This is a genomic window from Proteus sp. G2675 (assembly GCF_963886535.1).
Classification (GTDB): domain Bacteria; phylum Pseudomonadota; class Gammaproteobacteria; order Enterobacterales; family Enterobacteriaceae; genus Proteus; species Proteus mirabilis.
Map to the genome: position 1 here is coordinate 69,556 of NZ_CAWPCB010000027.1, position 12,952 is coordinate 82,507.

The window sequence follows — 12,952 nt, forward strand, 5'->3', positions numbered from 1 at the left end:
TATGTTGAATAACCGGGCGAGTAAAATCGGGGCCATCCTCTTGGCTCTTTTTTTTGTTCTTACCTACTTATTTCCATTGAACAGCCGGTTATTATGGCAACCTGATGAAACACGTTATGCGGAAATTAGCCGTGAAATGGTGGTGAGCGGGAACTGGATTGTTCCCCATATGCTTGATATCCGCTATTTTGAAAAACCAATAGCAGGTTACTGGATTAATAATATTAGCCAGTTAATATTTGGCCACACCAATTTTGCCGTACGCTTTGGTTCAGTTATTTCTATCCTATTAAGTGCGCTACTTATTTATCTATTAGCACGGATGATGTGGCGTAATCGCCAAGTCGCTTTTGTGGCTAGCTTAATTTATTTATCCATGTTTTTGGTGTTTAGCGTCGGAACTTATAGCGTACTTGATCCGATGTTAGCGCTTTGGGTTACGGCAAGTATGGTGTGTTGTTTTTGGGCGTTGAAAGCAACCACGGTAAAAACGCGTATACTGGCATGGATAACGCTAGGTTTAGCTTGTGGTATGGCCTTTATGACCAAAGGCTTTTTGGCATTAGCTATCCCTGTTATCGTGATGATCCCTGTAACCCTTTACCAAAAACAGTTCACTCGGATGTTACTCTATGGTGTGCTTGCTGTTTTAAGTGCGGCGTTAATTAGCTTGCCGTGGGTTTTAGCGGTGGCGAAGGCTGAGCCTGATTATTGGCACTATTTCTTTTGGGTTGAGCATATCCAGCGTTTTTCTGGTGATGATGCTCAGCATAGTTCTCCTTTCTGGTATTACATCCCTATAATTTTACTGGGTGTTATTCCTTGGCTTGGATTATTACCAGGGGCACTAACTAGTGCATGGAAGAAGCGCCGTAAGCGTCCTGAACTCTTTTTCTTACTATGTTGGTTTGTAGTACCTTTCCTATTTTTTAGTATCGCGAAAGGTAAATTACCTACTTACATGTTGCCATTTATGGGACCGTTGGCGATGTTAATGGCCAAATACGGTGTAGACTGTGCTAGAAAATTTAAAATGAAAGCACTGCGCATTAATGGCTATATTAATATTTTTATTGGTGTCGCTGCTGTTGTTGCGATATTAATTATTCAATTGGTTTCTTCTAAACCTATCTATATGCCTTATGAATGGTCAAAATGGGTATTAGCGATTGTCGCTTTCTCATTATGGGGCATCATTGGTTATCTCTGCTCTACATTAAATGGTAAACATTGGCTATGGGCAGCCTCTTGCTCTTTAGGGGTAAGCTTATGTATTGGGCAAGCCATTCCCAATAGCTCTATTGATGGCAAATTACCGCAAGAGTTTATTCGCCAAAATATCGATACCCTCAATGCGAGCAAATATATAGTCAGTAACAGCGTTGGTGTGGGGGCTGGATTAGCTTGGGAATTGCAACGTAGCGATATCTACCTTTATGAGAGAACAGGGGAATTAACCTATGGAATTGAATATCCAGATTCTCAACATAGATTACTAAAACCTGAAAGTTTTGAGCAATGGTTAGAAAATGCCAGAAAAGAAGGTAATGTCTCTGTGGTGATCACTTATAAAGATCCGAAGAAACTGGCACAGATGCCACGACCTGAAGAGTTAGTGACGAATCGTCGTATGGCTATTTTGACCTATGAGAAACGTAAGTAATGGCCTTTTTTTTATTACTTATTGTTAGTTTGCTAACCTGTATTGGCCAAGTTTGTCAGAAACAAGCAGTGGTGAGTTGGCAAAATAATTCAACCACTAAAGCCAGAAAGACGATTTTCTGGCTTATTACTGCCATCGCTATGCTAGGCTTTGGCATGTTATTTTGGTTACGTTTACTGCAAATCCTCCCACTTAGTATTGCTTATCCGATGTTGAGTATTAACTTTATTGTCGTCACTTTGATAGGCCAATTTATCTATAAAGAGACGGTTAATGTGAAACATTGGGTTGGTATTGCCTCGATTATGTTAGGTATTGTGTTAATGAGTATGCAGTCATGAAAACCGGTTACTTATGGGCCATCGCCAGCGCATTATTAGTCACAGTTGCACAACTGCTGTTAAAAATAGGTATGTCAGAATTACCTGATCTGCAATTAGAAAAACAGTGGTTTGATCTTCATTGGTTATGGGCAAACATAATACCTATCAGCGTTGTTTTCGTGGGACTGATTGGCTACGTACTGTCAATGGTTTGTTGGTTATTGACTTTACGTACAATCCCCCTAAACAAAGCTTATCCACTCATCAGCCTTAGCTATGTCTTTGTTTATATTCTCGCGGTGGTTTTACCTTGGTTTCAAGAAACGCTGTCGTGGTCTAAAACAATAGGTATCATTTTTATTATGCTAGGTGTTTGGTTAATAAGCCAAAAAACGGAGCAAACAACATCGCATTAGCTTAACTTAGAGAGTGTTATTTTCTCTTTAAAGTGAGCTATTGTGCGATTGACACTGCCAATGCTTGTGTATTCACCTTCAATCACTTGTTTTTACGTAAAAAAGCAGATAGATTTTAAATCTATTGTCAATAATTGGGTGGATGCAATGAGAAAGCCTACTTTTTATTCTTTCTTACTCTGTATTATTCTGCTAGCTGGATGCTCATCGAGTCCCTCTAAGCGTCTCCCACCCGCGCCCCCGTTAAAAACGCAACTTTCTGATCCTATTATGGTCATTGTGCAATTAAAATCTCAGCTAGAGCAATGGTATGGTACGCCTTATCGCTATGGTGGCATGAGCCCATCAGGTATTGATTGCTCAGGGTTTGTGTATAGGACTTATAGTGATCGTTTTGATATACAACTGCCAAGAATGACTATCGATCAAACTAAATATGGTACACAAATTAGTAAAAGTGATTTGATGCCTGGTGATTTAGTATTTTTTAAAACAGGAGGAGGGGATAACGGGCTTCATGTTGGTATTTATGATACTGACAATACCTTTATTCATGCTTCTACCAGTAAAGGCGTTATTCGTTCATCATTAGATAATGCCTATTGGAAAAAAACTTTCTGGCAGGCTCGTCGATTGTAATTTTGTGCCATTGAAGGCGCTAACCTACTGAGTGTTATGCTATCTTATAGCTAACTTTTTTCATATAGGGATATCTTATGTCAGGCAAATTGCGTCTACTTCTTTCTGAGTCGTATGATCCATGGTTTAACCTTGCGGTTGAAGAGTGCATTTTTAAACAGATGCCAGCTGATCAACGAGTCCTTTTTTTATGGCGTAATGATAATACGGTGGTGATTGGTCGAGCACAAAACCCATGGAAAGAATGTAATACCCGAAAAATGGAAGAAGATGGTGTGAAATTGGCGCGTCGCTCAAGTGGTGGCGGTGCAGTATTTCATGATCTAGGTAATACCTGTTTTACCTTTATGGCAGGCAAACCCGAATATAATAAAACCATTTCGACGCAAATTATTTTAGATGGGTTATCGAAAGCCGGCATACAAGCAACGGCATCAGGACGAAATGATTTAGTCGTACCATTGGCTGATGGTGAAAGAAAAATTTCTGGCTCTGCCTATAAAGAGACAAAAGATCGTGGTTTTCATCATGGTACTTTATTAATTAATGCTGATTTATCTCGTTTAGCTAACTATTTAAATCCAGATCCGAAAAAACTACAGGCGAAAGGGATCACCTCGGTGCGCTCTCGTGTCACTAATTTAGTGGAATTAAAACCCGATATAACTCATGAAAAGTTATGCCAAGCGATTACTGACAGTTTTTTTGACTATTATGGTGAGCGTGTTGAAGCTGAAATTATTTCACCACAAAAATTACCTGATTTACCGGGTTTTGCAGAAACATTTGCAAAACAAAGTAGTTGGGAGTGGAATTTTGGTCAAGCGCCTGCTTTTTCACATCTATTAGATAATCGCTTTAAATGGGGTGGTGTTGAGCTGCACTTTGATATTGAACGCGGAACGATTATTAGAAGCCAAATTTATACCGACAGTTTAGATCCCGCACCATTAGAAAAGTTATCGCAGATGTTAGTTGGACAGCGTTATGCTTCTAGTTCGATGAAAAGACTATTAGCACAATTAATAGAGCAGTACCCAAATAACCAATCAGAGCTTGAAGAGCTGCAACAGTGGCTTGTTCATGCGCTTTCTTAATTGATTATTATCTATCTAAGAAAACGACTGACAATAAAATGGTTTGATATAATAAACAAAGCGGGAAAACATGATGTTTTCCCGCTTTGTTTTGTCAGTCAATACTTCTGGCTATATTAGCTATTTTCACATGACATAAAACGACGTGTATCTGGTAACTCACCATGTTCTCTGAATTTAGCTGGTGTAGTGTTGAAGTGTTTTTTAAAGATACGAGTAAATGTTGCTTGGGAACTAAAGCCATACATCAAAGCAATATCTAAAATGGACATGTCTTTTTCTTGTAAAGATTTTGCTGCTTCCAATAAGCGACGTTTATGTACATATTCGCCTAATGTGCAACCTTTAAAATCTTTAAAAATACGTTGCAAATGCCACTTCGAGTAGCCACTTTTATTTGCAATCGTATCAATCTTTATACCCTCATTACGTTGTAACTGAGTTTCTAACCATTTCAGAATATCATTAACGACATTTTCAGCCATAAAAACCTCCCACAATAGGTGGGGACATAGTGCCCAATTAAATAGAATAGTAACGTATGTTATTTGTAATCTATTTTAAGCATAGAGGAAATAATAGGTAGGCAAAAAGTGCTTTTTATGATTGATAATCATTATCAAAGCAATAGGAGTAAGTAATAAACAATGATTGATAGATAGTCTATCAAAAAGAAAGTGATAAGTTTTATAAAATTGGCGCATTTTATTTTATTGAATTTACTCTATTATTTAGCAATCGCTAAATTTTGTTATAGCTGTTGTTTTGTAGACTGTTATATTTTTTGATAAAAAATCAATTAAATCATTGATGAAGATGTATTTCAAATCCAATTTTATTGGTTGAAATCGTTTTTTTAATGATTAATATTTCTAATTAAAATAAGTGTTGATACTTGGTTGTTTAAGGTGCTTTTATCAATATATAAAGGCTAACATAAATCTGTCAAAAAACGGTTATTGCATAGGGGGGATTGTAGACAGGAGCAGAAGATAAAAGCAGATATGCTAAATAAGCTCACTCGCAGACAACGGGAGACACTCTGCGAGTGAGACGAAAGATTTTTTATAATAAAAAATGCTCTCTTACAATTTCACGACCAATTTCAATCGATGCTGTTGCGGCAGGAGAAGGGGCATTACATACATGTAATGAACGTTTGCCTTTAACAAAGTGAAAATCATCGACTAATTTTCCTTCGCGAGTTAAAGCTTGGGCGCGTACACCTGCCGGACCTGGGTGAATATCTGCTTCACGTAGAGCAGGAATAAGCTTTTGTGCATTTTGGGCAAACAGCTTGCGTGAATAGGAACGACGTAATTCGGCCATCCCTTCACCTAAATAATTTCCGGCTATTTTCCAAAATCCTTTATAGGTTAGTACTTCAGTGAGATCTTTTAAGTCAATATCACTTTTCTTGTAGCCTTCACGTTTAAAGGCTAATACGGCATTAGGGCCTACGTCACGATGCCCGTTATACATACGTGTAAAATGGACACCTAAAAATGGGAAATCAGGATTCGGCACAGGATAAATAAGATGATTAACTAAATAATTTTTATTTGAGTTGAGCATAAAATATTCGCCACGAAAGGGAACTATCTTCATGCCGGTATCGTAGCCCGCCATTTTTGCTACCCGATCACTAAATAATCCAGCACAATTAATCAGCCACTTTGCGGTAAATTGTGTTGTGGACGTGGTGACTGTTACCGTTTCGTCCGTTTCATTAATCGCATTTACTGCTTGGTTAAAGGCAAATACTCCACCTCGAGCTTGAATGATTTCAACGTGTTTGGCGGCAATTTCCGGATAATTGACAATACCGGCATCAGGAACAAGCAAAGCAGCAATACCATTAACATAAGGCTCCCTGGCTTTTAGCTCGCTGTCGGTCATTTTAATCACTTCAAGGCCATTTTGTATTCCGCGTTGATAGATATTTTCTAATGCTGGTAGCTCTTTTTCATCAGTTGCCACAATCACCTTGCCACAACGATCGTAATAGAGATGATGCTGTTTACAAAAATTGTAAGTCGTGATGTTACCTTGCTTAGCGAGTCTTGCCTTTAAGCTTCCTGGCGTATAGTAAATCCCCGAATGAACAACATTGCTGTTATGGCCACTTTGATGAACGGCGGGGCCAGATTCCTTATCAATCACCAGTACTTTAAGCTCAGGTTGGCTTTCTTGTAATGCACTGGCAACCCCTAATCCTACTAATCCTGCACCGATGATAATTACGTCATAAGTCATAATACTACCCATATAATCCAGTATAAGAGTTAATTTTTTTCTTGTTGTAAGCGCTTTAACTTTCCACGTACATTGGCTAAATGAAGACGCATTTTGTGGCTAGTTTCATCACTATCTTGTTGTCTTATTGCTTCAACAATAGCTTCATGCTCTGCAATAACACGCTCAGTTTCGGCAATACGTCCTTTATTTTGGCTTAAGGAATACATCAATACGCCAAGATAAAGCTCATGTAAGTTATCGAGGATGCGCACGAAAAAAGGATTATGTGAAGCAACCATAATGGCACGATGAAATTGATAATCTTCTTGATGACCAATGTTGTTGTTTTTCTGCGTGGCTAAGATAAAGGCCTGATGTGCTTGCTCTATCGTCAGCAATTCTTCTGGTGTTCGACGTAAAGCGGCAATGGCTGCCGCTTCATGTTCAATGACCTCACGCATTTCAAGCAGTGATTCAATTTCTTGAGGACAAGCAATTTCCATCACAATAGGTTCGTATTTACTCAAGATAGAGTGGTCAATAACGCGTCTACCGCCTCCTTGGCGTGACGTAATAATGCCACTCGCTTCTAATACCCCTAATGCTTCTCTGATGGGAACTCTGCTAACGCCAAAGGCGTCAGCGAGTACATTTTCAGACGGTAGTTTTTCACCAATAGGATAGGTCCCGTCATAAATATTTTGCTTAATTTGATCAAGAATTTGTTGCGACGCTTTTTGGCGTGAGATCTTTTTTATCATCTAGTTTTCTCCAGATACTTGCCCTACATTGACCAGCTGTTTTTTAGAGCGCAACAGATGGAAAGCGCCAGTAAGTAAGATCAACGCCATACCTAATAAATCGGTATATAGTCCGGGCTTAATCATTAAAATAGCGGCCGCTGCAAAGGCGATACGTTCAAACCATGTTGTTTTGATTATCCAAAAATTCGCAGTGGCAATACTTAGTGCATAAATTCCCACTAATGCACTAATGACCATTAACCCGATAGAGATAACACTTAAATTATCACCTTGCATCAGTAATGCAGGGTTATAAACCAAAATAAAAGGAATAATAAAACCAGGGAGTGCTAAACGTACCGCATCCCATGAAGTTTGCATCGGATCGGCTCTCGCAATACTTGCTGCCGTATAGCTTGCTAGGGCGACCGGAGGAGTAATATTGGATAACGCGCCAAACCAGAAGACAAAGAAATGAGCCGCTAAAGGCATCACACCGGCTTTAATTAAAATAGGTGACACTGTAACGGCAACCACGATATATAGAGCAGTTGATGGTAAGCCCATACTTAATACAATACAGACTAACATCACAACCAGTAAGATCATCCATAATGTATTGTCAGTCATAGAGACAATATTAAATGCTAAGGTCGCACCGATACCGGTCATGGTAACAACACAAATAATCACACCAATGGCAGCACAAGCGATAGTCACTTGTACCGAGCCACGAGCCGCTTCTGCTAAAGCATCAGCCACTTTAGTTAATGTCATTCGTACCGTTTTATCAGGTGTTAGCCAGCTGGCAACAATAATGGTTAAAATACCAAGAAAACCCGCATAAATAGGAGTTTTACCCATTAATAGCGTGCCAATTACAATAATTAAAGGTAATAGTAATAAACCGCGTGCTTTTAATACCGCTTTAACTTGTGGAATATTCTCTTTGCTAAGTCCTTTTAAACCTTGTTTTTTCGCTTCAATATCAATTGCCATGATCAAGGCCGCGTAATAGAGCAACGCAGGAATAATCGCGGCAATAACAATCGTGGTATAAGAAATTCCCAAAAAGCCCGCCATAATAAAAGCTGCCGCACCCATAATCGGTGGCATGATCATTCCACCCGTAGATGCAGTAGCTTCAACGGCACCCGCAAAACGTGATGTTAAGCCAATATTTTTCATTAATGGAATGGTAAAGGTTCCCGTAGTGGCTACGTTGGCGACCGCGCTACCACTTAATGAACCTGTTAATGCTGATGAAATGACGGCAACTTGAGCAGGCCCCCCACGGCGACGTCCGGCCATAGCTAGCGCTAAATCATTAAATAGTGCTGTGGCACCACTAACACTTAAAAACGAACCGAATAAAATAAATACCACGATAGCGGTAGAGGCAGTAGAGAGTGTAATACCAAAAATACCTTCACTGGTCATAAATAAACGATATAACAGTCTCTCTACAGAAAATCCTGCATGACCAAAAATACCCATAAAGTATTGGCCAAATAGGGCATAGATAATGGCGAATGTGGCTAGGCTAGGAATAAAATAGCCCGTTGTTCTTCTTGCTGCTTCAAAAAGAACAATAATGCCAAGAATTGCCATCGCATAATCCATTGTGTTGGGAATACTTTTTCTTACCACATGGAGATCAACATAGTTAAAGAAAAAATAGCCATAGCTGATTAATGTTAAAGCGATAAAAAGATAATCCCAGCCATTAAATTTTGCGGTAGAAAATCGTTTAGAGAATGGAAATAAAATAAAACCAAGGATCAAAATACCACTAAGAAAAATAGTATTACGATAAAACTCTTGGGTGTTGGATAAGGCATTAGAGTAAATAGCATACAACGAAATGAATATCGCCAGCGTGGTGGTGATTTTTAAATAGATACCGGTAAGGTGACGAGTGCCTGAGCTAGCTTCTTTATCTAATGCTGGTGGCTCTACCGGAGTTAGGTGGTCATTATTAGTCATAACTCACTCCTGTTATTTATTATTAGTTTGCGTTTGAGCTTCAGGTGGAATTAAATAGTCAGGGATATCTAATCCAATTTCTTTGTAATAACGATAAGCTCCAAGGTGTAATGGCACAGAAACACCTTTTAACGCATTTTCGGTGGTGATGTATTTTGCAGCACTATGTACTTGATGAACTTCTGGTAAGTTTTCAAACATGGTTTTAGTTAATTCATAAACTAACTGGTCATCAATACTTGTGGTTGTCATTAAGATATTAGGTTGTGCAATGGTGTTTACTTTTTCTGCTTGGCGAGGGTAGGTATTTGCTGGTATTTCAAAGCGAAACCAAGAGTTAGCAATATGATTAATATCATCAAGTTGCTTATCAGTCACTTCAAGTAATTTGGCATTAACACCACTGGCATACATATCGGTAACCGCAGAGGCGGGAACACCGGCAGGTAATGCTCCCCCATCAAGGCGTCCATCACGCATTGCTGAAACGGTATCTCCATAACCAAGATATTCAGGAGTGATCTCTTTTTTAGTTAAATTCACACCTTTAAGAATGATAATGGTCGATTGTTCAGTGCCACTGGCTTGTGGCCCGACAGAGAAGCTGGTGGCACGAATATCATCCAATGTTCCTGTTTTTACTTTGTCATTCATTAAGACAAAGTGCTCTACATTTGGCCAAAGCATTGATATAGAACGTAGATTTTTTTCTGGTTTGCCTTCAAAATTACGTACACCTTCGTAAGCTTCCACAGCTAATAGACTTTGTAGAATAGAAAGCTGAGCTTCGTTTTGTTGCATTAAATAGATATTTTCAATTGAGCCAGCAGAGGACTGCCCTGTGACTTGTATTCCTCTATCCTTGAGGTGGGTGCTCCAAACATTGGCTAAACCGACTCCCATCGGGTAATAAGTTCCTCCTGTTGAGGCCGTTGCTACAGAGAGAAATTGCTTATTGGCATTCTCTTTTTTGCCGATCATTGCTAGTGATACAACAGCAATAACAGCAACAATACCGATGGCAAGCTTTGTTTTTCTTATTCTCATGATGTTGTTCCTGTACATAAAAACGCAGGTGAATATTTCACATCAACTTGTATACAACATGACAACTTTTATAGGTAAAGGAAGGTTACGAAATTGTGAACTGTGTTGATTAATTTGATACGTGAATGTAACAAATTGTGATCATGATGGTAATTATGTAAATTATATCCATAATTAAGGGGTTTTTATCAAGAAGGCAGAGAAAATATCGATAACTTGGGTTGTTTGAAAAATGATTCACTAAAAAATAAATTAATAATAGATTTTCTAAAATAAATAACTATTTACATTAAAGGAATAAATAAGAGCAGAGAGGGGCGAGAAAACAATAATTAACGGGTATGGCTAACAAATAAATATCAAAATTAGTCAATTAAAGATAATAAATAATTAAAAATTATTATTTTATAATGAGATGGAGATTACGCCATTGGCTATTAAAATAAATACTCCCGACCACACTAAGGCTGAAACAGTACTTGTTAGATAAATACCATAAATGGGGAGTTTTAATAAACCTGCGCTAAAAGGCGTAAGGTAGCGAAACACAGCTAAAAAGCGTGAAATAAAAAGAATAAAGAATGCTTTATTTTTTAACAGTTGTTGTATACGTAAGATCTTTGTTTGATAGCGGGTAACCCATTTATTTAAGCGAGGGAAATAATAAATGGAACGTCCTAACTGATAACTCGCTATAGATCCTAATAAGGCACCTAAACTAGTTGCTAACCAAAGTAAAATAGGCGAATGGAAGGGCAAGCAAACCCCAAATATTAAGATCAGCATTAACGATGCGGGAGGTAAAAAGGATGAAATACCAATAGTAGATTTTCCCGCAGTGAGTAGGGTAATAGTAAAAAATAAAGCGATAGGAGAAACATGACTTAATGTGTCAAGCATTGAATGGAGTATCTCCATTTTATTCTCCTTTGATAATATTTTGCCCCTTTAGTATAGAGTGCATCTTTATACCAGACTGTCCGTTAGCCTAGCAAAATTTAATGGTCAGAAAAAGTAAGTCAAGAGCTTGTAAATAAAATGCCCCTCCATTTTAATGACTAATCCGTTAACTGGAGGGGCTTATTACTAAATAATTAAATTATAATTAATGTGCTTCATTAATTTATCGTTATCACGATAATCAACAGGAATGGCTAACACAGCAGGACCATCAACAGCTATCGCTTTACGTAAGGTTTCACGAAGTTGAGATGCGCACTCAACAGAAAATCCTTTAGCACCAAAAGATTCTGCATAGCGTTTAAAATCAATGGGACCAAATTTTACGCCAGAAGGACGGCCATATTTTACCTCTTCTTGCATCTCCACCATATTATAAGCATTATCAACCCAGATAATATGCAATATATTGGTATTAAGACGAACTGCGGTTTCTAGCTCCATTGAAGATTGCATAAATCCCCCATCACCAGAAACAGAGATAATTTTATCGCAAGGACGTACAAAAGAAGCGCCTATTCCCCAAGGTAATGCAACTCCCATGGTTTGTTGGCCATTAGAAATTAGCATTTGTCTCGCTCTAAAACTATAAAGGTAACGTGCAAGCCAAATATGAAAACTCCCCATATCAATACAAAGAGTGACATCGTTATCAATGATATCTTGCATTTCATGTATGATAGTTAAAGGATGAATAGGTGTGCCTTGTCTAAAATAACTATTTTGTTGCAAAATTTCCCTTTGCTGACGTATTTTCTCTAGTATTCCTTGGCTCTGATTAGACAATTGTAATTTTGAATTAGGCTGGTGAGTTAATTGTTGCGTTAACTTATCCAGTGTTAATTTAATATTGCCTGTTAATTCTAAGGCAGGGCAGTAAGCTAAATCGATTTCAGCTTGGATCTCATCAATATGGATAATATTGGCATTATGACTGTTCCATAAGGAAGGTTCATACTCAATCGGGCTATAACCTAAAGTGATAACTAAATCAGCGTGTGCCAGTAATTCATCCCCTGGCTGATTATTAAATAAGCCAATTCGTCCGGCAAAGAGTGGAAAATGGCGATGAGCAATAGCCCCGGCAGATTGATAAGTACCTACAATAGGAACAGGAAAAATATCAAGAAAATTCTGTAAGGCAAGAGCATTTTCCGGATCGCTGGCTTGAAGCCCTATTAATATCACAGGGTTTTTCGCTTGTAATAATAAGCTGATCGCTTCTTGAATTGCACTATCACTCGCGGCACCTAAATTAGGTTTGGATTTAGGTGTTAATAACGGGCTATCTACCTCATTATTGAGTATATCCATTGGAAAGGTTAAAAAAGCCGAGCCGGGACGACCTGACTCCGCATGACGAAAAGCATTGGCTAACGTCTCTGAAATTGATTGTGAAGAATCAACTTCAGCACAAAACTTAGTGATTGGGTTAAACATTGTTACTGTGTCCATACTTTGATGAACCAGTTTAAGTCTATCCGTAGATTTAACTGAGCCTCCTAAGGCAACTAGAGGATCACCTTCTGATGTAGCTGTCGCAATGCCTGTTGCTAGATTAGAACAACCGGGACCAGAAGTGGCTATCGCCACACCCGCTTTACCGGTTAAACGTCCTACCGCACCCGCCATAAAAGCTGCATTGGCTTCGTGACGCACAACAATAGTTTTAATTGTTGAATCAACCAAAGAATCAAAAACACGGTCAATTTTGGCTCCGGGGATCCCAAAAACTTGTTTAACACCATGTTGTTCTAATTGCTTAACCACCAAGTCAGCACCGCAATTCCAATGATGAGAGTTCATAAAACCTTCTTTAAGTTTGCAAGTGAATGAATAA

General features: G+C 38.5%; 12 protein-coding genes. 5 read left to right on the forward strand and 7 right to left on the reverse strand.

Features of this window, described 5'->3' with window-relative positions; all coding sequences use genetic code 11:
• The first annotated feature begins 1 nt into the window (after window position 1).
• The 5 genes from arnT (at window position 2) to AACQ49_RS07010 (ending at window position 4,138) form a co-directional block, all read left to right on the forward strand.
• A complete protein-coding gene (arnT, locus tag AACQ49_RS06990) occupies window positions 2–1,663 on the forward strand; it encodes a lipid IV(A) 4-amino-4-deoxy-L-arabinosyltransferase (RefSeq protein WP_004242623.1) in 1,662 nt (553 codons plus the stop codon).
• Window positions 1,663–2,004 (forward strand): 4-amino-4-deoxy-L-arabinose-phosphoundecaprenol flippase subunit ArnE, encoded by a 342-nt coding sequence (arnE, locus tag AACQ49_RS06995; protein WP_004242624.1) that lies wholly within the window; start codon window positions 1,663–1,665, stop codon window positions 2,002–2,004. The genes arnT and arnE overlap by 1 nt, the downstream gene beginning before the upstream one ends.
• A complete protein-coding gene (gene arnF / locus AACQ49_RS07000; protein ID WP_004242625.1) occupies window positions 2,001–2,402 on the forward strand; it encodes a 4-amino-4-deoxy-L-arabinose-phosphoundecaprenol flippase subunit ArnF in 402 nt (133 codons plus the stop codon). Before arnE ends, arnF begins: the two co-directional genes overlap by 4 nt.
• A gap of 147 nt (window positions 2,403–2,549) precedes the next feature.
• Entirely contained in the window at window positions 2,550–3,041 is a 492-nt protein-coding gene (locus tag AACQ49_RS07005) for an NlpC/P60 family protein (RefSeq protein ID WP_012367837.1), read from the forward strand.
• A gap of 77 nt (window positions 3,042–3,118) precedes the next feature.
• Window positions 3,119–4,138 (forward strand): lipoate--protein ligase A, encoded by a 1,020-nt coding sequence (locus AACQ49_RS07010; protein ID WP_017827232.1) that lies wholly within the window; start codon window positions 3,119–3,121, stop codon window positions 4,136–4,138.
• Between the two features lie 116 nt (window positions 4,139–4,254).
• On the opposite strand, the gene AACQ49_RS07015 is transcribed toward AACQ49_RS07010, so the two are convergent.
• The 7 genes from AACQ49_RS07015 to alsS form a co-directional block, all read right to left on the reverse strand.
• Complete coding sequence (locus AACQ49_RS07015; protein WP_161778956.1) at window positions 4,255–4,623, reverse strand: helix-turn-helix domain-containing protein; 369 nt, start codon at window positions 4,621–4,623, stop codon at window positions 4,255–4,257.
• Window positions 4,624–5,203: 580 nt separating this feature from the next.
• Entirely contained in the window at window positions 5,204–6,406 is a 1,203-nt protein-coding gene (lhgO, locus tag AACQ49_RS07020; protein ID WP_081353441.1) for an L-2-hydroxyglutarate oxidase, read from the reverse strand.
• A 17-nt stretch (window positions 6,407–6,423) separates the two neighbouring features.
• The gene (locus AACQ49_RS07025) at window positions 6,424–7,137 is read right to left on the reverse strand and encodes a FadR/GntR family transcriptional regulator (RefSeq protein ID WP_004242631.1); all 714 of its coding nucleotides are present in this window, start codon (window positions 7,135–7,137) and stop codon (window positions 6,424–6,426) included.
• Complete coding sequence (locus tag AACQ49_RS07030; protein WP_004242632.1) at window positions 7,138–9,105, reverse strand: TRAP transporter permease; 1,968 nt, start codon at window positions 9,103–9,105, stop codon at window positions 7,138–7,140.
• Window positions 9,106–9,117: 12 nt separating this feature from the next.
• Entirely contained in the window at window positions 9,118–10,152 is a 1,035-nt protein-coding gene (locus AACQ49_RS07035) for a TAXI family TRAP transporter solute-binding subunit (RefSeq protein WP_004242633.1), read from the reverse strand.
• A 405-nt stretch (window positions 10,153–10,557) separates the two neighbouring features.
• Complete coding sequence (locus AACQ49_RS07040; protein ID WP_036894821.1) at window positions 10,558–11,070, reverse strand: DedA family protein; 513 nt, start codon at window positions 11,068–11,070, stop codon at window positions 10,558–10,560.
• A 168-nt stretch (window positions 11,071–11,238) separates the two neighbouring features.
• Window positions 11,239–12,918, reverse strand: coding sequence for an acetolactate synthase AlsS (alsS, locus tag AACQ49_RS07045; protein ID WP_012367840.1), 1,680 nt, complete (start codon window positions 12,916–12,918; stop codon window positions 11,239–11,241).
• Between the last annotated feature and the right edge of the window lie 34 nt (window positions 12,919–12,952).

Coding starts and splice junctions, on each gene's coding strand:
- arnT (WP_004242623.1), top strand. CDS start 2: ATGTTGAATAACCGGGCGAGTAAAATCGGGGCCATCCTCTTGGCTCTT.
- arnE (WP_004242624.1), top strand. CDS start 1,663: ATGGCCTTTTTTTTATTACTTATTGTTAGTTTGCTAACCTGTATTGGC.
- arnF (WP_004242625.1), top strand. CDS start 2,001: ATGAAAACCGGTTACTTATGGGCCATCGCCAGCGCATTATTAGTCACA.
- AACQ49_RS07005 (WP_012367837.1), top strand. CDS start 2,550: ATGAGAAAGCCTACTTTTTATTCTTTCTTACTCTGTATTATTCTGCTA.
- AACQ49_RS07010 (WP_017827232.1), top strand. CDS start 3,119: ATGTCAGGCAAATTGCGTCTACTTCTTTCTGAGTCGTATGATCCATGG.
- AACQ49_RS07015 (WP_161778956.1), bottom strand. CDS start 4,623: ATGGCTGAAAATGTCGTTAATGATATTCTGAAATGGTTAGAAACTCAG.
- lhgO (WP_081353441.1), bottom strand. CDS start 6,406: ATGGGTAGTATTATGACTTATGACGTAATTATCATCGGTGCAGGATTA.
- AACQ49_RS07025 (WP_004242631.1), bottom strand. CDS start 7,137: ATGATAAAAAAGATCTCACGCCAAAAAGCGTCGCAACAAATTCTTGAT.
- AACQ49_RS07030 (WP_004242632.1), bottom strand. CDS start 9,105: ATGACTAATAATGACCACCTAACTCCGGTAGAGCCACCAGCATTAGAT.
- AACQ49_RS07035 (WP_004242633.1), bottom strand. CDS start 10,152: ATGAGAATAAGAAAAACAAAGCTTGCCATCGGTATTGTTGCTGTTATT.
- AACQ49_RS07040 (WP_036894821.1), bottom strand. CDS start 11,070: ATGGAGATACTCCATTCAATGCTTGACACATTAAGTCATGTTTCTCCT.
- alsS (WP_012367840.1), bottom strand. CDS start 12,918: ATGAACTCTCATCATTGGAATTGCGGTGCTGACTTGGTGGTTAAGCAA.